This is a genomic window from Streptomyces sp. NBC_01341 (genome assembly GCF_035946055.1).
Taxonomy (GTDB): domain Bacteria; phylum Actinomycetota; class Actinomycetes; order Streptomycetales; family Streptomycetaceae; genus Streptomyces.
Genome location: NZ_CP108364.1, coordinates 282,444 through 306,520 on the forward strand (window position 1 = coordinate 282,444; position 24,077 = coordinate 306,520).

Annotated in this window: 16 protein-coding genes; 8 read left to right on the forward strand and 8 right to left on the reverse strand. The window is 69.2% G+C overall.

Annotated elements, in window-relative coordinates; translation table 11 throughout:
• Positions 1-471: 471 nt before the first annotated feature.
• The gene (gene fabV / locus OG206_RS01180; protein WP_327111212.1) at positions 472-1,680 is read right to left on the reverse strand and encodes an enoyl-[acyl-carrier-protein] reductase FabV; all 1,209 of its coding nucleotides are present in this window, start codon (positions 1,678-1,680) and stop codon (positions 472-474) included.
• Between the two features lie 448 nt (positions 1,681-2,128).
• Positions 2,129-2,989 (reverse strand): septum formation family protein, encoded by an 861-nt coding sequence (locus tag OG206_RS01185; protein WP_327111213.1) that lies wholly within the window; start codon positions 2,987-2,989, stop codon positions 2,129-2,131.
• Positions 2,990-3,469: 480 nt separating this feature from the next.
• On the opposite strand from OG206_RS01185, the gene OG206_RS01190 reads away from it, so the two are divergent.
• On the forward strand, positions 3,470-3,613 hold the full coding sequence (locus OG206_RS01190; protein WP_327111214.1) for a hypothetical protein: 144 nt from the start codon (positions 3,470-3,472) through the stop codon (positions 3,611-3,613).
• 117 nt (positions 3,614-3,730) lie between these two features.
• Here OG206_RS01190 and OG206_RS01195 read toward each other — a convergent pair whose 3' ends face one another.
• The 3 genes from OG206_RS01195 to OG206_RS01205 all read right to left on the reverse strand — a co-directional run bounded on the left by OG206_RS01195 (position 3,731) and on the right by OG206_RS01205 (position 9,100).
• Complete coding sequence (locus OG206_RS01195) at positions 3,731-5,926, reverse strand: discoidin domain-containing protein (protein ID WP_327111215.1); 2,196 nt, start codon at positions 5,924-5,926, stop codon at positions 3,731-3,733.
• 176 nt (positions 5,927-6,102) lie between these two features.
• A complete protein-coding gene (locus OG206_RS01200) occupies positions 6,103-8,283 on the reverse strand; it encodes a discoidin domain-containing protein (protein WP_327111216.1) in 2,181 nt (726 codons plus the stop codon).
• 385 nt (positions 8,284-8,668) lie between these two features.
• Entirely contained in the window at positions 8,669-9,100 is a 432-nt protein-coding gene (locus OG206_RS01205; RefSeq protein ID WP_327111218.1) for a VOC family protein, read from the reverse strand.
• A gap of 279 nt (positions 9,101-9,379) precedes the next feature.
• On the opposite strand from OG206_RS01205, the gene OG206_RS01210 reads away from it, so the two are divergent.
• Positions 9,380-9,949, forward strand: a complete 570-nt coding sequence (locus OG206_RS01210; RefSeq protein WP_327111220.1) for a hypothetical protein — start codon at positions 9,380-9,382, stop codon at positions 9,947-9,949.
• 320 nt (positions 9,950-10,269) lie between these two features.
• The gene (locus OG206_RS01215) at positions 10,270-11,112 is read left to right on the forward strand and encodes an SDR family NAD(P)-dependent oxidoreductase (protein WP_327111222.1); all 843 of its coding nucleotides are present in this window, start codon (positions 10,270-10,272) and stop codon (positions 11,110-11,112) included.
• 59 nt (positions 11,113-11,171) lie between these two features.
• On the opposite strand, the gene OG206_RS01220 is transcribed toward OG206_RS01215, so the two are convergent.
• Both OG206_RS01220 and OG206_RS01225 read right to left on the reverse strand, forming a co-directional pair.
• Positions 11,172-13,076 carry a glycerophosphodiester phosphodiesterase gene (locus OG206_RS01220; protein WP_327111223.1) on the reverse strand — a complete coding sequence of 635 codons (1,905 nt, stop codon included), beginning with the start codon at positions 13,074-13,076 and terminating at the stop codon, positions 11,172-11,174.
• A gap of 298 nt (positions 13,077-13,374) precedes the next feature.
• Positions 13,375-15,072 (reverse strand): amidohydrolase, encoded by a 1,698-nt coding sequence (locus tag OG206_RS01225; protein ID WP_327111225.1) that lies wholly within the window; start codon positions 15,070-15,072, stop codon positions 13,375-13,377.
• 370 nt (positions 15,073-15,442) lie between these two features.
• On the opposite strand from OG206_RS01225, the gene OG206_RS01230 reads away from it, so the two are divergent.
• From OG206_RS01230 to OG206_RS01250, 5 genes are all read left to right on the forward strand, one after another.
• Positions 15,443-17,392 carry a DUF5010 domain-containing protein gene (locus OG206_RS01230; protein WP_327111227.1) on the forward strand — a complete coding sequence of 650 codons (1,950 nt, stop codon included), beginning with the start codon at positions 15,443-15,445 and terminating at the stop codon, positions 17,390-17,392.
• Between the two features lie 979 nt (positions 17,393-18,371).
• Entirely contained in the window at positions 18,372-18,734 is a 363-nt protein-coding gene (locus OG206_RS01235) for a WXG100 family type VII secretion target (RefSeq protein ID WP_327111229.1), read from the forward strand.
• A gap of 57 nt (positions 18,735-18,791) precedes the next feature.
• Positions 18,792-19,118: a WXG100 family type VII secretion target gene (locus tag OG206_RS01240; RefSeq protein WP_327111231.1), complete on the forward strand. Its 327-nt coding sequence runs from the start codon at positions 18,792-18,794 to the stop codon at positions 19,116-19,118.
• A 99-nt stretch (positions 19,119-19,217) separates the two neighbouring features.
• Positions 19,218-20,549 (forward strand): type VII secretion integral membrane protein EccD, encoded by a 1,332-nt coding sequence (eccD, locus tag OG206_RS01245; RefSeq protein ID WP_327122149.1) that lies wholly within the window; start codon positions 19,218-19,220, stop codon positions 20,547-20,549.
• A 28-nt stretch (positions 20,550-20,577) separates the two neighbouring features.
• Positions 20,578-23,271: a right-handed parallel beta-helix repeat-containing protein gene (locus OG206_RS01250; RefSeq protein ID WP_327111233.1), complete on the forward strand. Its 2,694-nt coding sequence runs from the start codon at positions 20,578-20,580 to the stop codon at positions 23,269-23,271.
• 35 nt (positions 23,272-23,306) lie between these two features.
• Here OG206_RS01250 and OG206_RS01255 read toward each other — a convergent pair whose 3' ends face one another.
• Complete coding sequence (locus OG206_RS01255; protein WP_327111235.1) at positions 23,307-23,933, reverse strand: hypothetical protein; 627 nt, start codon at positions 23,931-23,933, stop codon at positions 23,307-23,309.
• Positions 23,934-24,077 lie beyond the last annotated feature (144 nt).

Sequence of the window (24,077 nt, forward strand, 5' to 3'; positions counted from 1 at the left end):
TGCGTGCCGTCGCCGAAAAGGTCAGGCCTGCCGAGAGCGGAACCACCTTGTACTTGTCTTAGCAAGTAATACTCCTCTTGTTCAACTCCCGCAAGCAATGGAGCGCTTGACGCCAGTCACACCTCTGCATATGTCTGAATCACACTTGGTCGGACCTGACTCCTGCCAGGCGGCCGCAGTGCGGGGAAGGCGGACTGCCCCACGCCCCGGGCTGTGGAGGATCCGCTGGGTCGCGGAACCGGACCGCAGCACCGCAACGGTTCCAAGGCAGGGGAAGGGTGGGACAGCCGGTGCGTTCTCGGTGGAGGACGATGTGTCCGGGGGCGGACGCAGGCACCGTCGGCCGGCACAGCCCCGCTCCTGGACGCTTCTACGGCCCCGCGCAGGGGCGATCGATCTGGCCGGATCGCGCTCGCCGGTCGACGTCGCCTTGACCCGGTGGAGCGAACTGCAAGGCGCTCGTGGCGCCGGTCAGTTGCTCGCAGTGGGCCACGGGGCCTCGGTGTCGACAGCGGCGGTGTAGTCGACGCCCGGGACGGAGAACCCGTACAGGCGGCGAACCTCGTCTCTGAACCAGTCGAGGTCGGCGAGCTCCGAGATGGTGTCGCTGGTGGCTGCGCCCCAACGAGCGGCGACGGCGCTCTGAACGGCCGGATCGAGTTCCCAGGTGTCGAGGCGGATCCGGCCCTCTTCGTCGAGGACGAGAGGCCTGGCGCCCGTCAGCTGATCCCAGAGCTCCACCAGTTGGCCGGTCGGTGAAACCATGGCGTCGCCGAGGACCCCCCGGAGCAGCCCGATGTACAGGGCGATGCCGGGGATGGCGGTGGAGGACTGGGTGACAGCAGCGGCGTTGACCGAGGTCACGGCCCGGCCTCCCAGGGTCTTGCCCAGACGTTCGTCCAACGCGCGTGCGGTGGCTTCCAGATGGGACTTCGCGGCGCCGATGGTGCCCTGTCGGTAGATCCCCGCGGTGAGCGGCGAACCGATGTAGGACAGGGCGGCTGTCGCGAAGCCATCGGCGAGCAGGGACCGGTCGCCCAGGTACGCGATCCACCGCTCCCAGTCGGTGCCGCCCATCACCGCCACCGTCTGCTCGATGTCGTCGCCCTCGGCCGGCGGGGTGGTGACGTCCTTCACCTCCGGGGCGCCGTCGTCGTCGAAGACGAGGGTCTTGGTGGTGCAGGGTGGGCCGATCGGCTTGAGGACCGAGGCATGGACGTGGCCGGTGTCCGGGTCGGTGCGGCGGGGAGCGGCCACCGAGTAGATCAGGAAGTCGAGCCGCCCCCCGAAGCGCTCGGCCAGAAGAGTGGCAACCTGCTCCTTCATCGTGTCGCTGAACGCGTCTCCGTTGAGGAAGACCATGTCCCGCCCGTGCTGTTGCGCGAGCCGGGCGGTAGCCGCTGTGCGGTACCAGCCGGCCGTACCGGTGCGCCGCGCGGGTGCCTTCTCGAAGCACACGCCGATACCACGGATGCCTACACGGGCCAGGCCCGCGATCGTGGCGGCCAGGCCGTATCCTGCGGACGAGCCGATGATCAGGGCCACCGGTCCTTCGCCTCCGGCGGCGACCGGGCCGGGGACGGCCTGCCACATCTCGTCCACCAGCCGCCGGCAGCCGCTGGGGTGGGAGTCGAGGAACAGGAAGCCCCGGTTCTTGGGTGCGATGACGCGGTCGCTCACGGTGGGTACCCCAGGTGTCGTCACGGACAAGACCAAGGCGCCCGCCTCGGCCGCCCGTCCTGCAAGTCTGGCGGCGGCGGGGATGAACGAGTGATCCTTTACCGGCACAACGATGGCAGGCTGCACTTGGAGGAATCCACCAGCGGGGGGTCAGGGTACGAGCCACAGGCGCGCGGCGTGTTCGGCATCGAGCATGCAGTCCGCGACACCTCGGCGTAGCCCGGCCTGTAGGGTCCGGCCAAACCCTCGACGGCCCGGACAGGACGGGCTCGGTCGCGGCAGAGGGCGTGCGCGGTGCCCTGCGGCATGGCCGTTCGCCTGCCCCTGCCCACGGCATGCCTCTCTCCGCACTGCGCCGTGGCGAACGTGGACGGGGCGACCGGTAACAGCGGGCGCCGGCCGATGCCCCGGTGCGGGACCCGGGCATCGGCTTCGTGGCGGGTGAAGGTCAGCCGGCCCAGCCCTCGGCCTCGTCGGCCGGAACCGTCGTGGCGAGCTTCAGTTCCTTGCGAGCGGCGATCGACTTGCTGGGGTCGATACCGGCGAACGCCGCGTCGTAGGCGGTCTGGAACGTGCCGGCGTCGCCGGCCGACGCCGCCGTCTTCCACTCGGCGGCGGCCTCCTCCAAGCGTGCACGCAGCTTGCCGGTCTCCGGCTGTTCGATGCCCCGCAACGTCTGGATGTGCGTGTCGAGCGCCGCTGCCACGGCCCTGGCCTGCACCTTGTATCCGGGGAGATCGTCCGCAGCCTTCTCCCCCTCGGGCTGGTGGGCCCACAGGGCGTCGTAGACGGCGGCCGAACCCTTGAGGTAGGCGAGCTGGTCGGCGTCCAGAGGGTCGCTCTTCAGCGAGCCCGAGAACGTGCCCGATGCGCTGGTGTAGGCACAGCTCACGGCGCGGTCACCTGCCGCCCAGCTCGTCTTCGAGGGGTGGTAGTAGAAGACGTCGACCCCCTGGGGCAGCGCCCAGGGGTCCGGAGCGAACTTCTGTGCCGCGGCCGGACACCGTCCGTCGGCGATCACCGCGACCGCGTCGTCCCCGGGGAAGGACTTCTCGTCGTCGATCGTGAACTCGTCGACGACCTGCCCCAGGTGCGGCTCCTCGCACGGCACGGCCTGTACCGCGGGTTCGTCGGAACCGCCGGACTTGCCGTCCAGGTTGTAACAGTCACCGGTGGCGAGGGAAGAGACCGCGTGCTTGTTCGCGCCGTCCTCGTCAGCGCCATCGGAGCAGCCCGATGCGCCGATGGCGAGAAGTGCGACGACGACGGATATACCGCGCAGGGAACGGGACGTGACACCCAAAGACATGACGTGTGCATCCTCAAACGGAAAATTTACGTATAGGTGTGCGCATCGTATGGCACTTCTGCGCCCACCCTTCACCCGCGGGGGCGCCGGACGACTTCGGGGGCCCGTGTACTTCTCGGAGTGGGTCGGGCCGCCCCAAATGCCGTCTTTCGGAGTGCCCTTGAACTCCGACGGGCTGAGCCCGGGGGCAAGGCTCGATTCTGTCCGAGAGCACGGTGGCCCGGGCCCGGTTTCAGAAACGGACCGCGCCGACCTCGCGGAGCTCCGGGATGCACGGAGCAAGCCACGGGGTCGGCCGTCTGTAATCCACCTCACGACAGTTTGCGACGAGAGTGAGGCACTTCGGGCCGCGAGGCTTCCGAAGGCATGTAAGCGCGGAGCAGGTCAGTGATTTCGGGATCGGCAGCCCCGCTCTCCCGGACGCGGGCGCACTCGCGGATGAGTCCACAGGGACCGTCCAGTTGAGGGAAAGCCCGTGAGGTGAACGACAAGTACCTCACGACTCATGTCGTCACCATTGAAGGAGAAGCCACGATGAAGACCGCCACGCACCCAAACCGCCGCGGGGGTCACCGGCTCGGCGCCGGTCACAACGGCGAGCTTTCCCTGCTGGTCGGGACCTGATACCTGGTGGACCCCCTTGCGAACTGCCGGCATAGGGCCACACCGGGCGACCGTCGAGCGGTCACCCGGTGTGGCCCCGTTGTCGACCCTGTCACGCCTGCACGGAGTTCGGCGGAATCAGCTGTAGACGCCGAACTCGTGGAGGGAGTAGCCCCATCCGGTGCCCCGGGCCGTCAGCTGGAGGCGGACGTGACGCGCGGTGGCGGAGAGGTTGATCGTGTCGATGTCCCCGTCGCCGACCGTCGTGGAGTAGACCGGGCGCCAGGTGGTGGCGTCGTCGGAGACCTGCACCTCATAGGACTTGGCGTAGGCGGGGTCCCACACGAGTTGCAGCGTGCGGATGGCCTTGGCCGCGCCGAGGTCCACCTGGATCCACTGCGGGTCGCTCCAGTCGCTGGCCCACCGTGTGGTGGCGTTGCCGTCCGTGGCCAGAGCGGGCGCGCAGGGGCAGTCGCCGTACTGGGTCTGGTAGGAGGAAGCGGTGGTGGGCCGGTTAAGGGCGACGTTGGTCCCGGCCACGGGTGGTGCGACCACCTTGACGGACTTGGTCTCGATCCCGGCGTTGCCGTGGCCGTCCTCGGCCTGGATGTAGACCTTCCAGACACCCAGCTTGTCGGGGGCGGTCACGGCGAAGGTGCCGTTGCCGGTGGAGCGCCACTGCGCCTCGACGAGCCGCTTGTCGCCGTCGGCGTAGTTTCCGCTGAGGAAGATCCTGGGAGTGACCGGGTCGCCGTCGGGGTCGCGGATGTCGGCGCGCACGGTGAACTCACGGCCGGCGGGGGCCGCGGTGGCCGGAGTCACGGCCATGTTCGTGATGACCGGCGGGGTGTTGTTGCCCGCGGTGGAACCGGCGTACGCCTTCTTGACCGCGTAGTACGACAGCCGCTTCAAGCCGTCGGGCACCAGGTTGAACCAGATGCCGCCGAAGTCGTGCTCCACGCCGTAGTGGAACATTGTCGCGCCGAGAGCGACGCCCTGGTGGCCGGTGATGCAGCCCCACGCCTTCGTGTAGCCGTCGGCCTTCTGGACATCGGTCGGCTCGTCCGGAATGCCGTTGGCGTCGTCGGGAACCTCCCACTCCCCGGCCGGACCGGTCTCGGTGATGATGTAGGGCTTCGTGTAGCCGCCGTCGGTCCAGTCCTGGCGCACCTTGCACAGGTTGCCGTAGGAGTTCATCGAGTACAGGTCGAGGTCCGGGGCGTTCCGCTTGTAGTACGGCCAGGCGCCGGTCCAGGCATCGGTCGAGGTGACGGGGTGGTCCGGGTCGATGGTGTGGATCTTCTTGGCGACGTCGTTCACGAACGAGGTGTAGGCGTTGCGCTGCGCCTCCAGTTCGGTGCCGCTGTAGCAGTTCTGCAGGCCGAGGACGGACTCGTTGCCGACGTTCCACATCAGGGTCGCCGGGTGGGTCCTGTACGCGTCGACCCACTTGGCGAACTCGGTGAGCATGTTGCTCTTGTACGTCGCGTCAGTGACGTAGTTGACGCACCCTCCGGCGCCGGGCCCTCCGCCGGGCTGGAGCCAGAAGCCGTTGATGACCCGGATGCCCTGGGCTGCCGCGGTGTCGAGGAGCGGCTTGGTGGAGCCGTCGGTGCCCCACGTACGGATGGTGTTGACACCCATGGACTTCACATCGGGCAGGTACCTGGGGGCGTCCGCTACGGACGGGCCCCAGGTGAGTCCCTTGACCGTGTACGGCTGGCCTCCGACGGTCAGCTGCCAGTTGCCCTGGGAGCCGGTCACCTTGACGGCGCCACCCTGGGGCGGGGTGGTGGTGCCCTCGCTGCCGTATACCTGGAATTCCCACAGGGAGTACCCGTAGCCGCCGGCGCGTGTGACGCCCTGCATACGGACGTACTGGCCCGAACCGGATACGGCGACTTCGTCCGTGCCGCCGTCGCCGCCGGTGACCGTCTTCAGGGTGCGCCAGTCGGTGCCGTTGTCGGACGCCTGGATCTCGTAGTTCTTGCCGAAGGCGCTCTCCCAGGTCAGGACGACCCGGCTCAGGCTCTTGCTCGCCCCGAGGTCGACCTGGATCCATTCGCCGTCACGGCGCTCGCTGGACCAGCGGGTGCCGGTCAGGTTGCCGTCGACGGCGGCTGACGCGCTGTAGCCGTCGCCTTCCTGCGAGGAGGCCGTGGCCGGCTTGCCCTGGGAGAGCAGCGCCTCCGCCGCCTGTGCAGGCGAGGACGGGACAAGGGTCAGCGAGGACGCCAGGAGAGCGCCCAGCATCGCGAGCGATGTCGCGTTGCGCCGACGGGAGAGAGCGTGGGTGGAGGGAGGTCTTGACACGTGTGCTCCTGGCTGATTCATGACGCACGGCGCGAGGAGGCGGACTCGTGAGTCGGCTTGACGTCCGGCGTGGCTGCTGGAGGGCGTGCAGGTGCTGTCGTGCTCGCCCTTCCGGGCCGGGGCCGGCGGGACGTGAACGCCCCGCCCGGAAGGGAGTCGCGGGCCTCACCACCGAGCGGCGTGAGGCAGAGGGTGACTCAGGGGTAGGAGACGACGGTCGAGGGAACGGTGGAGGTGCCGGCGGGCACGGTCGAGGCCCCGGTGTCGTTGATGACGTGCTCGTAGTGGCCGTTGCCGCCAAGGGAGACGGTGAGCAGGCTGTGGAACTTCACCCCGGGCTTGACCGGGGCCTTGAAACCGTGATCCTGGCGAATGCCGGGGTCCACGTTGTAGTTGCAGTAACTGCCCAGACCCCAGGCCTCATGCGCGGTGACGGAGTCGTCGACGCGGTAGGCGGCGAAGCCCTTCGTGGCGCCGTTCTGGATGGCGGCCTGGTTGGGCGCGTCGTACGCCTTCTCGTTCTGGTAGAAGATCGTGCGGCCACGCTCGCCGAACCACTCGACGTCGTACTTGTTGAAGTGCTCGACGAACAGGCCGGTGGCCAGCACGTCGTCGCCGTTGACTCGGACGCCGTAGTCGGCGCGGTTGGTCTCCCAGCCGACGCCCTCGCCGTGGTCGGCCCGCCACACCCAGCTGTGGTCGATGATCGCGTCGTCACTGTTGACGACCACGCTCGTGGTCGCTTTCCCTGCGCCGGCCCCGCCGATTCGGACGTAGACGTCCTGCACCGTGGTGGGGTTGGCCGCGTGGTCCGCGCCGGCACCCTGGGGGCCGATCTCGAGCAGGGTCGGCGAGTTGACGCGGCCGGCATCGATCAGAAAGCCCGCCAGCCGGACGCCGTCGACGTCGGCCACCTTCATGGCCGTCACCCCGTTGTCCGGAATGATCGTCGCCAGGCCCAGGCCGAGCACGATCGTGTTCGCGCGGTCGACGTCGATCGTACGGTCGACGTGGTAGATCCCCGGGGTGAACAGCAGGTGCAGGCCCTGGGCGAGCGCCTGGTTGATGGTCGCGGCGGCGGCACCCGGCTTGACGACGTAGAACTTGCTCAGCGGGATCGACTCTCCCTGCGGAGTACCGTTCGCCCACGTCGTGCCCCGGGCATTGGTCCGCTTGGCGGGAGCGAACACCTTGTACTCGCTGCCGTCCAGGTAGAGGAAGGGCTTCTCGCGGGAGACCGGGGTAGCGTCGAGCGTGGTGTAGCGGGGCTCCGGGAAGCCGGTGGCCGGCGCCCCCTCGACGCCCGAGAAGGTCTGGTTCCAAACGGAGTTGGACCAGCCGCCGATCGTGCTGTCGCGGGTGTACCACTGCTGTTGCGAGTAGTTGCCGACCTGGCCGTCGATCTTGCTGTCCGCTATGTAGCCACCACTCGCCCAGCCGTATCCGTCCGGCGCGAGGTTGAGCCCGCCCTTGACGTGCATACGGCGGAACGACGAGGCCTGCGAGACGGCCCACCTGTTGGTGCCGCTGACCGGAGCCACGGCCAGGTTCTCGGCGCCTCGCCAGAAGTTCTGCGTGGCGTTCCCGTTGAACCAGCCCGCGTCGACGGTCACGTCACCGTTGATGGTGGTGTCGTCGGGGCGCAGTCCTAGTCCGGCGATCTGGGTGTAGAAGCCGATCTGCGCGTTGAGGTTGTTGTACGTGCCGGGCTTGAGCAGGAAGGCGTGACGGCCTGTGCCGAACTGCGCGGACTCCTGCTGCCTGAACACCTCGTCCAACCGGCCCTGGATGTTGGGGGTGGAGGGGTCGATGACGTGGACGTCGGGACCCAGGTCGCCGCCCCCGGGCAGGGTGGGGCCGCTGCCGTCACCGGCGCCGTACACCTGGAACTCCCAGAGCGAGTAGCCGTATCCGGTCGCTCGCGTCACGCCCTGCATCCGCACGTAGCGGGCCGAGCCGGAGACGGGGACGCTCTCCGTGCCGCCCGCCCCGGTCGTGGTCGAGTAGGCCGTCGACCAGGTGGTGCCGTCCGTCGACAGCTCGATCCGGTAGGCCTTGGCGTACGCCGCTTCCCACCGAAGAACCACCTGGCCGAGCGGGACGGAACTGCCCAGGTCCACCTGGAGCCACTGCCCGTCGGACGCGGCACTCGACCAGCGGGTACCCAGATCCCCGTCGACCGCCCCGGCCGCCGCGGTCCCGTTGTGCTCCTGACTGGACGCCGTGACCGGCTTCCCCTGGGACAGGAGCACCGGTGCGGCGTGCGCTGCCGTCGCCGGCACCACGGCCAGGAGCGTCGCGGCCAGCGCGGTGACGACCGCGCTCGCGAGACCGCTCCGCACGCGCCCACGGGGTGGCGACCACGTCGCCAGGGGCATGCCAAATAGAGACATAGAGGGAACTCCCTGTAGGGAAATGACGCTCGGGAGAGCGCTCTCCCGAACCATGCCGCTCCATCCCGGTACGGTCAATAACTCCGACACGACTTTTCTTTTGACTTGATTTAAGTGACTCCCAGGGGCCGTTGACGCTTCGCCTCCCTGAGCCACGGCTCGGGGCGAGGATCAGGCGCAACGGCCGCGTGCGCCTCGTGCCGAACCTCGCGCGGGCGCACCGTCCTCGCACCGCCAGGGACGCCGGCACCGTCAGTGCGGGACGCCGGTTCGGGGTAGATCCCGCCGGCCACGGCCCGCAACAGGCTCGCAGGACAGGGCTGGCTCGTGTCCGGCCCCACGGCGGCGCGAGCACACGCGCACGCCGACGTCAGTCGAGACAGAATTCGTTGCCCTCGATGTCCTGCATCGCCAGGCACGACTCGTCGTATTCGTCGGCGACCAGCAGGCACACGCGCGTCGCGCCGAGGGCGAGCAGCCGAGCGCACTCGGCCTCGAGGGCCGCCAGGCGCTCCTCCCCCACGAGCCCGGTGCCGACCCGGACGTCGAGGTGCACCCGATTCTTGACGGCCTTGCCCTCGGGAACGCGCTGGAAGTACAGGCGCGGACCCGCCCCCGAGGGGTCGACACAGACGAACCCGGCCCCCTGGCGCTCGGGGGGCAGCGAGCGCTCGAATGCGTCCCAGGCGGCGAATCCCGCCGGCGGCGGGATGACGTACCCGAGCACCTCGCACCAGAAGCGCGCGACGCGTTCGGGTTCTGCACAGTCGAAGGTGACCTGGACCTGCCTGATAGACGCCATCGGTCCACCCTAGGTCGCGCGAGCCGCTCACCGGACCCGAATTCTTCCCACGTCTCCGTCCCCCGGTGGGGTCGTCATCGGTGCGCTGCAGCGGGCAACGGCGTTTTCCCGTCCGGGTGTTCCCCTTCACGGTGCGTCCGTTGCCCACTCCGCGAAGGCCCGACCGCACGACATCCGATGGCGCATCGTGTCATCGGGATGTGGAACGGACGGCGTTACTAGGGGTGGAGAGGCGCCCTCCACCCATCGACTCGAACGATCCGCAAGGAGCCCCACGCCATGACACGCCTGACGAGAACGAAGAAGTGTGCGGCCGCCGTCGCGATCGCGGCTGCGGCGATGGCAGCAGTGCCGGCCGTGGCGCAGGCCGTAGCGCCCATGCGGGTGCCCGCCGAGGCTCAGGGCAGGCAGGCCGAAGCGCCGGCGAACGAAGCCGCCCCGGTGCGGGTGGTCGCGCCGGGTGAGCGTGTCCAGGCCGGAGCGGGCGTCGAGATATGGCTGACCGAGGAGGGCAAGCACTGGTCGACACCCGAGACGGGCCACCAGTTCCGGAGCGCGGTCGACGGCAACCTCGACCTCCGGCACCCCAGCGTGGGCCTGAGCACCGAGATTCTGGGCGACCGCTGTTTCCTCTCCGGGCTTTACACGGGCACCGACCACGCCCGCAGTGTCGTCGTCAGCACCGGCGACGGCGAGGTCACCGCTCCTCTCGTGCGGTTACCCGGTTCACCGGGGTGGGGTGCCTGGTACGCCGATGTCCCCCTCCACGACGACCTCACCATCGACCGCGTCACCCTGCTCGACGGGCGCGGAAAGAAGATCGCTTCCATGACTCCTTCCCGGCCGTGACCGACTGCGCCGGGAAGGGGTTCGCACGCGTCGCAACAGATACCCCTGGCCGATGAGTTGAGGAGTCACCCGGTGGGGCCGGCGAGTCTCACGCAGCCGAGACGGAGTTATCGGCCCCTCCCTCGCGGGCGGATCGGAGGGGATCGGTGCCACCTCGCGGCCGACGCGGTGGCGCGCGCCCGGATCGGTGGGGAGGGACGAAGCTCCGTTCGGTGCCCAGCGGGCCCGTCCGGTCCCGGGCCGGATGAGCGCGAAAGGCCGCGGCGAGCGATCTTCTCCAGGAGCCGAAGCATTTACTTGCTCAGGCAATCATTATATGCTTGTCTGAGCAAGTAACTTTGGACGGATTCGACGTCTGGTTCAGCCGTCCCGCGTCCATCGACATCACCGCGACAGTCGGAGGTACTGACGTGAACCGTCTCGAGGGGCGCGCCGCGCTGGTCACAGGCTCGACGAGCGGAATCGGGCGCGCCGTGGCGGAGGCACTGGCCCGCGAGGGCGCGATCGTCGTCGTGACCGGACGCAGCGCGGAGCGCGGAGCGCAGGTCGTGGACGAGATCGTCGCGGAGGGAGGCATTGCCCGCTTCGTCCAGGCGGACCTCTCCGCAGGCGGTTCCGGGGTCCGCCGTCTTGCGCGGGAAGCGGCGGAGCAGGCGGGCCGGCCCATCGACATCCTGGACAACAACGCGGCCTTCCTCGTACCGCCGCATCCCATGACGGAGTCGACCGAGGAACAGATCGACAAGGTCCTGGAGGTCAACATCAAGGCCCCGTACATTCTGACGGCCGCCCTGGTGCCCGGCATGGTGGAGAGCGGCGGCGGCTCAGTGATCAACATGGGCTCGATCGGCGGCGTGGCCGGAATCAAGTTCACCTCGCTGTACGGCGCCAGCAAGGCAGGCCTGCACTCGCTGACGAGGTCGTGGGCCGCGGAGCTGGCCGCCGACGGTGTACGGGTGAACACCGTCGCGCCGGGCCCCACCGTGACGGATGAGAACGAGGAACTCCGCCCCCTCCTGGAGGAGATCGCCGAGAGCAACCCCGACAAGCACATGGGCAGCGCACAGGAGACCGCCGCGGCCGTGATCTTCCTGGCCGGTGACGAGGCGTCACACGTTCACGGTGTACTGCTGCCCGTGGACGGCGGGGCCCTCGCGGTCTGAGGACGGGGCCGGCTCGGCGCGGTGACGCCGGGCCGGCCCGCGATCCCTCACGGTCGGGGTCAGTGGGCGGAGCCGAGGGCGCGTGCGTCGCCCTCGATGAGCGCCGCACGGCCGGGGTTCAACGACTTGCCGGACTGCAGCTTCGCCCAGGTGCCGAGGAGCGTGTACTGCTTCAGACCCAGCATGGCCGTCATTGAACTGACGGAGGTGTCCTTGGCGCCGGAGGTGAAGATCAGGTGCGCCAGGCCCGTCGGGGTGGCGTCGAGGGTGAAGGTCCGGGTGTCCTCCGCGGTGCCGCCGGGCCCGGAGGCCACGGCGCGCAGCGTGTGCAGTCCGGCCGCCAGGGTGGTCAGGTCCAGCGGAGTTCCGGCGGTGACGGGCCGGCCGTCGAGGCTGAGGGCGACCGAGTCCGCGTGATCGCTCTGCACGGCCGGCAGGGGGGACTGCGCACGGTCCAGCACCGCGGAGGCGGCGGGAGAGGTGATCGCGACCTTCGGCTCGGCCGGAGGCGTCGCCCCGTCCTGGCGGAAGGCGCTGTTCCAGCCGCTCAGTTCGGTCGGCCGGTTGGTGATGATGCCGTCGACGCCCGCGCTTTCGAGGGCCTTCCAGCGGTCGGCGTCGTCCACGGTCCAGACCATCACGGCTACGCCGGCCTTGTGCAGGTCGGCGACGACGGACGGCTTCTTGCCGAGCGCGCCGTCCTCGGGGTTGTACGCGGCCAGGTGCAGCTCCTTGGCGAGCGCGACCGGATCGGCGTCCAAAGTGCTGCGCAGCAGGCCGAGGGGCAGGTCGGGGGCGAGTTCGTGGGTGTAGCGCAGGGCATCGACCTCGAAGCTCTGCACGAACACGCGTCCGGTCATGGCGTGGGAGCGGATGGTGTCCACGATCGTGGACACCTCGGCCTTGGTGTGCGCGCCCTTGATCTCCAGCAGGAGGTCGCCGCCGCGGGTGCGCAGGTCGTCCAGCTGGGCAGCCAGCGTCGGGACACGGGCTCCCTTGTAGTGGGGTGCGAACCAGGAGCCTGCGTCGAGGGCGTCGAGCTGGGTGGAGGTCAGCGAGCGGACCGGGCCGGTTCCGTCGGTCGTTCGGTCGACGGTGGCGTCGTGGAGGATGTAGGGAACGCCGTCCTTGCTGGGCTGGACGTCGTTCTCGATGAAATCGGCACCGCCCCGGCGGGCGATCTCCTGGGAGACCAGGGTGTTCTCGGGGGCAGCAGAGGAGGCACCGCGGTGGCCGATGACGGTCAGTGGGGCTCCGGCCGGGCGGATGTAGCTCTGCGGCGGGAGTTCGGTCACCTTGAGGTCGTCGTAGGAGGCGGAGGCGCCGTTCACCAGCAGGCCCTGGACACCGTCCGCGGAGCGGGCGACCTTCGCGGTCCGCATGATCTCTTTGCCGTCGAAGTACCAGACGGCCTTGGTGCCGTGCACCTCCGCCGCGATCTTCACGTCCTTGCCGGTTCCCGCGCTGGACGGTGCCGCATGGGTGTCCGTGACGTTCCAGGTGTTCGAGGAGGTGCGCTGGGCGAACTCCAGCCCGTTGGCGGCCGTGGTGCCGGTACGCATGGTGGCGATGGACCAGGGCACGGTCCCGCCCGCCGGCATGTCGAGTCCCATCGCGGTCCAGCGTGCGGTGTCGACGGCCGACTCGAAGCGCGCGGTGAGCTCGATGCGGTAGTCGTTGAGGTGCTCGCCGAAGGTGATCCGGCTCAGCTGTGACGAGCTCGCGGAACTCCCGTACAGACGACCGTCCTTGACCTGCCAGGTGCCCTCCGCCGACCGGAACCCCTCGGGGAGGGTGCTTCCGGAGAAGTCCGAGGAGACGACGACCCGGCCCGGGCCGGTTCCGGCCGGCGGTGCGGAGTCGTCGGCGAAGGCGATCGCCGGAAGGGACAGGGCGACCAGCGCGGATGCCAGGAGGGCGAGGCCTGGGCGTGGAGTACGTGAGGTACGAGAAGTACGAGGCATGCGAGTGACGTTAGGAAGTTCCGGCGATCGATCGGGCCCCTTGCGGGTGAACACCGGCAGGCGGGAAGAAGTCCAGTCGCGGCGACGGCTCGAAACACGGTGCACCATCTGCTCCCTCACACGGGCGGCGGAGTCGTACAGCCCGGAGCCGGCCGGCCCCTGACCGCTGAGCGTAACCGTGCCAAGCCGCCGTGGCGCGGAGGGCGCTCGACCGCTCCGCCGTCGCCCGTTCGGATCGTCGCCGGCCGGGAGCCCGGTCCCCGTGGGACCTGACAGGCACCCGGCCGGCGACGCCGGATCAGGTCACCGGGGGCAGGTTCGGGCCGGTCGTACCCAATTGCTCCGCGGCCACGACCTGGGGAACGGGCCAGGTCACCCCCGGTGGCGGCCAGCTCTGGCCGGTCTCTCGCAGGAAGTCCGCAGGGGGCTCGTACAGGGGCGGTTGGCTGCCGTCGGGCAGCATTGACGCCCACCGAAGGCCGGCGGTGCGCCCCTCGAACTCCTGCCGCATCGCGTCCAGCCGGTCGGGCTGCTCGATCAGGTCGACGGCGGCCGCCGCCAGATACCTGGCGGCGGAGAGCAGGGCCTGGTGGCCGATGTTGGTCGAGGCAGTCGCGGTGACACCCCAGTTGTGGTTCGGGATGCCGGGCGGGTAGGCCGCCGAAAGCAGTACCGCGGTGGGCGCCTGCCAGCTGATGTCGGCCGTGTCGGTGGCCAGGCCACCGGTGTACCCGGCTGCCGGCGGCGCCAGCGGGGTCAGCTCGGTGGGCATGCCCACTTCCGGCCGGCCGAGGGACTTCTGCAGGGTCTTCGCCAGCGCGTGGTCCGCATCCGTGAACCGGGGAGCGCCGATCTGCCGCATGTTGTCGTTGAGCAGCTCCGCACCCGCCTTGTTGGCCAGCAGGTTCCACGTGGCCGAGTGGAACTTGTGCACCAGGCGGGTCTGACTGGCCTGTGCCGCGGCCTTCGCACAGTCCACGAGCTTGTCGTAGAGGACCCTCGCCCGGTCGGGGCTGCCCTCCCGGACGAAGAACCAGATCGAGCACATGTCGGGGGTCACATTGGGGGCGCCGCCGCCGTTGATGATCGCGTAGTGGAACCGTCCCGAGGGTGCGACGTTCTTCTCCCGCAGGTACTCCGACATCGTGGCCATGATGAGGGCACCGTCGAGACCGCTCTTGTTGCCCAGCGGCGTCCCCCCGTGCCCCGATGCGCCGAGGAAGGTGAACGTCGTCGATATCAGGGCACTGGTGGTGTTCCAGAACGGCACCGTGATGTTGAAGGGGTGCCAGTCCAGGAATGCGTCCAGCCCGTCGTAGACGCCTGCCTTGACTGCGTAGGCCTTGCCGACGAGTTGTTCCTCGCCCGCGCTGCCGAACAGTTTGACCGTGGCCTTCAGGCCGTGTGCGCGGATCGCGTGCGCCACAGCGATGGCGGCGGCGGTACCGCCCGCGCCGAGGGCGTTGTGCGCGTCCCCGTGCCCGGCACCGTACGTGGGTCCGTAGGCGTCGTGGTGGTAGACCAGCGGGTCGTGGCTGGACACACCTCGCTTCTGGGAGAGTCCCGGCAGCGCGTCGTATTCGGCGTTGAATCCCAGGACGGGACCGCCCTCACCGTAGGTGGCGACGAAGGCGGTGGGGAATCCGGCGGAACCCCACTCCACGGTGAAGCCGTTGTCCTGCAGCAGCCGGGCGGTGGCGAGCGAGGACTTCCACTCGCGCAGGGACAGTTCGGCGTGCTGCCACACCTCGTCGCTCAACTTGGTTATCGCGCCGGCGCTTTTGCTGATCCAGTCCAGCGCCGTCTCCTTCGCCGCGGTGCTGCGGGCCAGGCCGCTCGGGGGCCGGTAACCCGCGGCAGTCACGCCGGTGCTCTCGTCGTAGCCAAGGGTCGCGGCCAGCACGGGGTCGGCCTGGAGGATGGCCGCGGTCGTCGCCGAGGCGCCGAGTCCGAACATCTTGAGCAGGCGCCTGCGGCCCGGGTCCAGTTCATTCACGTCAGGGTCGTTCCTCGCGGGATCGGGGTGAGGGTTTGTGAGGGGCCGGGACTCGGCGGAAACCTGTGAGTGAGATACGTGTTTCCCAGTGCACACCGGTGTTGCCGTCTCCGGAGAGAGGCGGTGTGCGAGTGATCCGGCGGCGCCCTCACAGCATCGTCGAAGTCTAACTGAACGGTGAAGTGCCTACCTTGACGGACCGGAACCCACACCACGGTGTGTTTCCTTCCCACCGCGGCATGGCAGGATCACCCCCACCCAGGCCGCGCCGCAGCGGCAAGGGTCCACACTCCACCGAACGACTCCGAGAGAGCGTGCAGACGTGCGTATACGTGCCTTTCACCGGAAGCACAGCCGGAGATACACAGTGATGTCAGCGGTCCTTGCGGCCGCCGCCGGGATCGGGATGGCGGCCACGGGGACCACGCCCGCCGGTGCCGCGCCGACCGCCGCTGTCGTCGACACGGGCGGTACGGTCCTGTCGCACCGGGCGCCGGGACGCACCGGGGACCTGGGCGTGACCTTCGGGTTCTCCACCCGGACCCTGGCCGGGGGGCCGTACGAGAACCAGAGCAACCGGATCGACAACCTGCCCCTGTATCAGGCGGCCACGGGATCGTCCGACCGGTTCTGGGACAACTACGTCGAAGAACTGGTCACCTCCGGCGTCGACTTCGTCGCCATGGTCACCCGCGGTTACGTACCCGGTTCCGCGGTGCCCAACCAGGGCGGGGACCCACGAGCGATCACCGGGCTGGTCAACGCCATCAAGCGCGGTGGATATGCAGACAGGCTGAAGGTCGCCGCGTTCGACGACACACCGGCCTCGATGACCGACAAGAAGAACCAGGTCAAGCACAAGACCGGTGGCTACTCGCCGGTCTTCGACATCGGCGACACGAGCGGGGCCGGCGAGGGCGGCTACCAGTACCTCTGGGACAACGACCTCAGGGCGTACTTCCAGTCCGTGCCGGACGAACTGCGCTACAAGGTGAACGGTCAGCCGGTCGTCTACCTCTGGTCCAACAACACATTCGCCTTCTCCGGCCAGGGCGGTGGAAACTCGGCCCGGCTGCTCCAGCACGTCCGCTCGCAGGCGCAGTCCGAGTTCGGCCAGAGCCCCTACTTCGTCGTCGACAACAGCTGGCTGAAGAACGACTCCGCGGTGGCGCCCGTCGTGAACGGAGCGAACGGCTGGTTCGGAGTGCCCAGCCCGGCCTATACCAACACGACCTTCAACGGTCAGTCCTACGGCGTCGCCGTGCCCGGCTTCCGTTTTGTGTCCGGGGCCACCAACATGGTGATCGACCCCGACCACGGCAAGACGCTGGTGAACAACCTGGAGGCCACCGTCAACGGTGGCGACAGGATCACTCTGTTCGAAGGGTTCACCGACTGGGAGGAGAACGCCGCCCTGTGGCGCACCCGGAACGCGCCGTACACCACGACGCAGCGTGACTATCCGAACCAGAACCTCAACATCCTCCGCCGCTACTCGAAGGATCCCTTCCCTGCCGGCATGGTCGTCCAGGCGGAATCCGCGGACGCGGTGAGCGACACCACGGCCGGCAACCTCTGGGCCGTCTACCGCGACGACGACCTCGACGTCCAGGCCACCACCGACACGGGGGGCGGCTGGAACGTCGGCAGCACGGCAACCGGCGAATGGTTGCAGTGGCGTGAGGTGCCGATGCAGGGCACCGAGAACCTCAAGGTCCGCGTCGCCACACCGAACAGCGGCTCCCAGCTGCGGTTCGTCGTCGACGGCGTCGCGGGACCTGTCGTGGACGTGCCCAACACCGGGGACTGGCAGACCTGGCAGACCATCGACGCCGGAACGTACCAGTTCTCCCCCGGCACGCATCACACGGTGCAACTGCAGCAGGTGTCGGGCGGCCAGAACATCAACTGGTGGCGGGCCGACCGGGCCGCAGAACCGACGGGGCGGATCAGCGGATACGGCGGCAAGTGCGTCGATGTCGCCGGAGCCGACTCGACCGACGGCACTGCCGTCCAGCTCTACACCTGCAACGACACCGCCGCACAGTCGTGGACCAAGGCGGCGGACGGCAGCCTCAAGGCCCTGGGCAAGTGCATGGACGTCACCGGTGGCGCCACGGCCAACGGCACCAAGGTACAGCTGGCCACCTGCAACGGCGGCGGCGCCCAGAAGTGGCAGCCTGCCACGTCGAGCGGCCTGGTCAACCCGCAGTCCGGCCGATGCCTCGACGCGACCGGACCGAGCTCGGCCGACGGCACGCGTCTGCAGATCTGGGACTGCGCGGGCAGCGCCAACCAGAAGTGGGCCCTGCCGGGCTGAGACGGGCGCGGGCCGTCCGATGCGGAACGGCTCTGAATAGACGGCCCGCCGCCCTCTCCTACGGCCCCCTGCCTTCATCACAGAAGCAGGGGGCCTTCGGCATGCGAACCTCTCCCCGCCTGAGCCTCGGCGCCCCCTCGCCAGGTAAGCACGGGCGACACGAGGGCTCCGTGTGCGAGAGGCGCCTGGTCGGCCAACGCGTTCACCTGGCCCGCTTCCCGCTTTGACAGAGGGCCCACCTATCATCATAATTGCCCAGTCAATGAAATTTGTACGTCACCCCACACGCACAGGACCAAGCCTCGCATGGACGATGAGCCCGGCCGGACGCGAACGTCCACTGCGGCCCGCTTAAGGACTGCCCCGTAATCCCTGGTGGATCAGCGCGCGGCGTCAGATGCGGCGCATCGCGGGGCGGTGGGACATCCGCATATTGGATGCATTGGGGCGTTCCGACAACGCGGCGAGGCGCCGTAGCTGTCGTCGTACGCCCGCCAGGGGTTACGGGACAGCCCTTGGACACCGAGACGGATGGCCGAACTCGGCTCATTTCCTGAACGGTCGAACCGCCGCGCGGCGATGACGCGGCCGCCCGGCTCCGTACCTCGAAGACCCCCGCAGCACAGAGGGGTCCACATCGGCGCGCGCGGTAAGGCGAGGGCCACCTCGAGGCGGTTCACTCCGGCGAATGCACCTCACGCACGGTGCCGGACGCGTGGGCGCGGCCGATTCCATGGGTAACCAACGATTAATTAATTGTTTGGTCAATTATTTATGTGTGTTGGCGGCACTTGGCTCGTCGGCGACGTGACCTCATTACTTTGCATCATCACGGGACCTTTCTCGCGTCACGCGGGTGCCTCCGCGCCCCCCGGTGTGGGAGTTCCCTCGCCGGAGGCTTCAGCTCCGGCACATGTTTCTCAGCAGGCCGATGCCTCGGGCACCGGCTTCCGGCAACCAATCCAGGAGAGTGGGCGTCATGGCGGCGACCGACGGCACGAACACGAGCGTCACGGGATCCGACGGAGTTCTCTACAACGCCACGCCCGCGGAACTCAAGGAGAAGGCCGGAGAAATCATCACCACCCAGGGGACCGTGCAGGGCGAACTCTCCAGGCTGAAGGACTACGTGATCGGTCTGGAAGCCTCGTGGGCCGGCATCGCGGCTGACACGTTCCAGCAGTTGATGAGCGAGTGGGACATACACGCGGCACACCTGCAGGACGCGCTGCTCGGCATCGCACACGGCCTGCAGAGCACCGCCAACAACTACACCGAGGGTGAGCACGTGAACCTGACGAATCTCAACAACGTGCATCTTCCGCCCGCTCGCCTGTCCTGACAACGGCACGCACCGCGCCACGCCCGCTGCACACACCCATTCGTCGGAGGAACCAATATGCCCGATATCGAAGGCAGTAACATCCGCGTCGGACGCGGCCTGGAAGGCGCTGGGCCCTATCTCAACGGCCAGGCGGATCACATCATGGGTGAACTGCACACCCTGAGGAGTCACCTCGCCTCGCTGATCGACACCTGGAACGCCCAGTCCGCGACCGACTACCAGGCACGCATGCATGAGTGGGACACGGCCGCCATCGGCCTGTTCGGCAGCGAGGCGGAGGACGGCGTGCTCGGCGAGATCGCAAAGGCGCTGGGGGTCAACTGGGGCAACTACGTCGACGCCGAGGAAGCCAACATAAAGACGTGGAACTCCACACACTGATCCCGCAGATCTGCACGACCCCGCCGCACGGCCCGCAGGGCCCTCGTCGACGTGTGACAAGGAATTACCTCAGTGGAGAATGAACGCTGCCACGTGACCGTGGTAGGAGCGCGACGGCGGGTGGATCTCGCGATACCCGCGGACGCGGCCATCGCCGAGTACACGCCGGCGCTGCTCGAACTCGTCGGGCAGGTGGAGTTCGACGAGACCTTCCCCCCGGTCTGGTCGCTCGCTCTGCCGGGCGCACCGCCGTTCGCACCGGAGAACTCGCTTCGCGAGTCCGGCATCACGGACGGTGCGACGCTGTACCTCCGCGACGCGGCGGCGGGCGAATCCGATGAACCCGTGGTCACCGACCTCGAGGAGTCGGTCGCCGGCGCCGACAGGGACATGCCCGCGTGGGGCCGTAGGCCGCGGGCCTACACCACCATGGTCCTGGGCCTGTTGAGCTTCATCGCAGGGTTCGTGGTGCTGGCGTCGACAGGGGGCCGGGACACGGTGCTGCCGGCCACCGGTGCCGGGGCGATCGTCGTCGCCTTCACCCTCACCCTCCTGGCCTGGCACGCCACCCGCCAGGGCTGGTCCCTCGCGCTGGGCCTGCGGCTGATCATGGCGTGCTCAGCCGTTCCGCTGCTCGCTGTCGGCGCCGCGTCGCTGCCGGCCGCCACCACGAGCACGGCATCCACGCTGACGGCTCTGAGCGCGGGGGCTCTGCTGGGGGCGCTTGCCGCCCTTCTGGCGCTGCGCCACGCGACGACCTTGATGGCGGTGGCGACCACCGGCATCACGCTGCTGCTGACGGTGTGCCTGACCCTGGGCGGCGCCTCGCTGCCGGAGGCGTCCGCCGTGGTGGCCGTCAGCATGATGGCGGTACTCAGCGCCGCCCCCAAGGTCGCCGGCCATTTCGCGGTACTGGCAGGGACCTCCGGCACGGGGGCGGAGGCGTACGGGGACGAGGCCGACGTACTGCGCCTGGTCAAGCGTGGCCAACAACTGCTGGTCGGGACGAACCTCCTGGGCTCCCTCGTCGCCGCAGCGTGCCTGGTGATCCTGGGCACCACGGACCAGCCCTTCGCGGTGGCCCTGGCGGCCTGCCTGGGTCTCGCCCTCATTCTTCGGGCGGGACTGCTCACGATGGCGCCTGCCGTCGTGCCGATGGTGACGGCCGGATCGGTAGGCCTCGCGACCACGCTGATCCGAGCGCCGGCGAACTTCGGCGCTCCGCACTGGGCAGGTGCCGTCACGCTGCTCGGTGCGGCCGCACTGACCCTGGCGTTCGGCCTGGCCCGGGCCTTTCGGGAGGACGGTGCCGACGAGCGGCCCTCGTGGATCGACCCGCTGTCCGGATTCCTCCTGCTGGTCTCCGTTCCGCTCGCGGTGGGCGTCTTCGATGTGTACGCGTCCCTGCTGAACTCGGGGCAGACGCCGTGACGGTGCCGGGGAAGGGAGCGCGACGCCGGTGAAGCGCAACGTGCTGCGGGTGGCGGACCGCGGCTGGGGAACCTATCGCACCGTCACGGCCGCGCTGCGGGTCGCCGGCGAGGGCGCGGTGATCCATGTGCAGCCGGGCGTCTACCGGGAAACCCTGTCCCTCGACGCCGCGGTCACCGTGCTCGCGGAGAAGGGCCCGGGGACCGTGCGGATCGCGGCCCCGCACGGTCCCGCGCTCAGCGTGAGCGGTGGCGGGCCCGTGCTGCGGGACATCTCGTTCGAGGGCGCGCCGAGCGGCGGCCCGTCGGTACTCATCGGTGGCGGCACCCCGGTCCTGGAACAGTGCACGATGACCGGCGGTGGGATCGAGGTCATTCGCGATGCCACGGCGGAACTCCGCTCCTGCACCGTCGAGGACACCGTCCAGTCCGGCGTGCACGTCACCGGCACGGCTCACGTGGTCCTGGAGGACTGCGTCGTACGGTCGGCGGCGGGGCACGGGCTGGCACTGAGCGACGCCGCGCGGGCGGAGGTACGCCGGACGACCCTCGAACGGTTCACCGGGTGCGGGGTCGTGATGGCCGGGGAGTCGCTGGCCACGTTCGACGAGTGCACCGTCCGGCACACACGTGACGCGGCGGTACTCGTGCACACCCCGGCACGTCTGCTGATGCGCGAATGCCGGCTGCACGACACCCGTGCCCAGGGGCTGGTCATGGCTGACGGTCCCGGCATCACAGCCCCGGCCGAACCGGGCGCCGACCGTGCCTCGGCAGCAGCAGGCCGGGAGGAACCGCAGATCCGGCTGGAGAAGTGCGAAGTTTTCCGCACCGGGCACGAAGGCGTGCTGGCGGGTGGCGAGGCCGCGCTCCGGCTCCGGGACTGTCACGTCCGAGACACGGGCGGGGCGGGGGTGATCGCGGCGGGTGCGTGCCGGGTGGAGCTCGACGGGACGCGGGTGGTCGACGTGCCCGGTACGGGCCTGGCCGCTCTGGACAGCGCCGAACTGTCGGTGAAGGGCGGGACCGTGGCCCGGACCGGCGCCAACGGTGTGCACGGCACGGGCACCTGCACGGTCCGCCTCACCGAGTGCGAGATCTCGACGACGGGCTTCACTGCCCTCCACTTCGGTGGGAGCGCTCGGGCCCACCTGCGTTCCTGCACGGTGCGGGACAGCAGGCAGCACGCCGTCCGGGTGGAGGAGGCCGCGGATCTCGTCGCGGAGGACACGCGGGTGGAGCACGCGCGCATGACCGGCTTCGACGTGCGGGACGCCGACGTGGTGCTACGCCGGTGCGTGATCAGTGGGACGACCACCGGCATCAGGCTGGACACCAGGCACCGTCCGCTGCTGGAGGGCTGCGAAGTGCTCCGCCCCACCGGGACGGGTATCGAGATCGCGGCCGCCACGGGCGCCGTGGTGCTCGGCGGGCGGGTGGAGGGCGCCGGGTCGGCCGGCGTCTTCCTCGACGAGCGCAGTGAGGCTGTGGTCGAGGAGTTGACCATCGCCGACACGAAGGGCAGCGGACTGGTGATCTGGTCCGGAGCCCGGCCCCGGGTGCGTTCGGTGTCCATCTCGGGCACCGGGAAGAACGGCGTGTACGTCGGTGACGGAGCCGAGGGGCTGCTGGAGGACTGTTCAGTGGCCGCCACCGGCTACCCCGCCGTGTACGTCGGGGCCGGGGCCTCTCCCGTGCTGCGCCGGTGTCTGGTGCACGACACCGACGAGGACTTGTCCCAGGCCGACGATGCCGCTGCACGCTTCGAGCACTGCCGCACCAGCAACGTCAAGGTCACCACCATGCCGACGGAGGCCGGGGGCGAAGTGGCCGCGGCGGGCGCCGGGCGGATCGCGGTGGCCGGTTCAGCTGCCCCCGAGGCGGACGAGCGGGAGGCCGCGGCCGCGGGACAACTTCCCGAGCTGCTGTCCGAACTCGACCGCCTGGTGGGCCTGGAGGGCGTCAAACGGGAAGTGGCGTCCATGGCCAAGGTGATGCAGATGGTCAAGCGACGCCAGGAGGCGGGTCTGCAGCCGCCGCCTCTGAGCCGGCATCTGATCTTCGCGGGTAATCCGGGCACCGGCAAGACGACGGTCGCACGACTGTACGGCCGGCTTCTCGCAGCGCTCGGCCTGCTGGCCAACGGGCATTTGGTGGAGGCCGACCGAAGCGCTCTGGTCGGCGAATACGTGGGACACACCGCGCCGAAGACCACGGCTCTCTTCCGACGGGCCTTGGGCGGTGTGCTGTTCATCGACGAGGCGTACGCCCTGGTCCCGGCGGGGCAGAGCAACGACTTCGGACAGGAGGTCATTTCCACCCTGGTCAAGCTCATGGAGGACCACCGTGACGAGGTCGTCGTGATCGCGGCGGGCTACCCGGAGGACATGGAGCGCCTCATCGACTCCAATCCGGGCCTTGCGTCACGCTTCACCCGGACCCTCACCTTCGACGACTACTCCTCGGCCGATCTTGTACGGATCGTGGAGCACCAGGCCACCAGCCACGAATACGGGATCGGCGAGGACACCGCGTCGGCTCTGCTCGCGCACTTCGAGGCGACCGAGCGGACCGAGCGCTTCGGCAACGGCCGGACGGCCCGTCAGACGTTTCAGCGGATGACCGAACACCATGCGATGCGAGTGGCTGACCTGGCCGCCCCCGATGACCGGGACCTCACAGCGCTGCTGCCCGCCGACGTGCCCCCGGCGGTGACCGGATGAACCGGCGCCGTGGGCACATCGGAGGTTTCGGGGCGTCAGGCTCCGCTCGTGACTGGGCCCGGCGGTTCGGGGAAGCGGGAGGCCCGGTCGACGCGGCCGTAGGACTGGCCGGAGTTGTTGATCATGGCTATGAAGTTGCCGAGCAACTGGAAGGAGTTGCTCTGCATGGCGAGAGCCTTCTGCATCGCCGGGGCGATGTGCCTGGCGAACTCCTCACCGATCTGCGCCAGGGTCTCCTGGTCCCCGTTGTCCCGGTCCTCCTTGGACTGGTAGTACCCCGTGTTCGGCGTCGCGCTGCCCGTGTTCATCGCAGCGATCGGCGAGCCCGGGTGCTTGGGTCCCCAGAAGTCCGGCGCATGCACCGCGGCGTCGACCCGGGCGCGCAGCGTCTCGTAGTCGGAGATGGCATTGCGGCCCTGGGCCAGCAGCGTGTTCTCGGTCGCCCGCACCGTGGGTCCGTCGAAGAGGATCGGGCCGCTGTCGGCGACGGCGCTCACCGACTGGCCGCTCCCGGTGCCACCGTTCGGGTCGAGGTTGAAGCTCGGCGGTGCGGTCCATCCGACCGACATGGTGGGGACCAGGTGACCGAGGTCCTTCCCTGCGTCCGGATCATCGACGGGACCGTCGTCGGATCCCGAATGATTCTCATGGGGACTAGGCATTCTCTTCTCCCGTGTGCGCGTCCGGCTTTGACGCCGGCCCGGTGCGTGGATCGGCCGTCACCGGCCAACAGCATCTTGACACATCGGAAAACCGAAGTGATAGGCCGGACCTCGCGTCACGGGAATCCTACGGACGACTACGGC

Excerpts from the sequence above, each read along its gene's own strand:
- OG206_RS01185 (WP_327111213.1), bottom strand. The coding sequence starts at position 2,989 with ATGTCTTTGGGTGTCACGTCCCGTTCCCTGCGCGGTATATCCGTCGTC.
- OG206_RS01195 (WP_327111215.1), bottom strand. The coding sequence starts at position 5,926 with ATGAATCAGCCAGGAGCACACGTGTCAAGACCTCCCTCCACCCACGCT.
- OG206_RS01200 (WP_327111216.1), bottom strand. The coding sequence starts at position 8,283 with ATGCCCCTGGCGACGTGGTCGCCACCCCGTGGGCGCGTGCGGAGCGGT.
- OG206_RS01205 (WP_327111218.1), bottom strand. The coding sequence starts at position 9,100 with ATGGCGTCTATCAGGCAGGTCCAGGTCACCTTCGACTGTGCAGAACCC.
- OG206_RS01210 (WP_327111220.1), top strand. The coding sequence starts at position 9,380 with ATGACACGCCTGACGAGAACGAAGAAGTGTGCGGCCGCCGTCGCGATC.
- OG206_RS01220 (WP_327111223.1), bottom strand. The coding sequence starts at position 13,076 with ATGCCTCGTACTTCTCGTACCTCACGTACTCCACGCCCAGGCCTCGCC.
- OG206_RS01230 (WP_327111227.1), top strand. The coding sequence starts at position 15,443 with ATGTCAGCGGTCCTTGCGGCCGCCGCCGGGATCGGGATGGCGGCCACG.
- OG206_RS01235 (WP_327111229.1), top strand. The coding sequence starts at position 18,372 with ATGGCGGCGACCGACGGCACGAACACGAGCGTCACGGGATCCGACGGA.
- OG206_RS01240 (WP_327111231.1), top strand. The coding sequence starts at position 18,792 with ATGCCCGATATCGAAGGCAGTAACATCCGCGTCGGACGCGGCCTGGAA.
- OG206_RS01255 (WP_327111235.1), bottom strand. The coding sequence starts at position 23,933 with ATGCCTAGTCCCCATGAGAATCATTCGGGATCCGACGACGGTCCCGTC.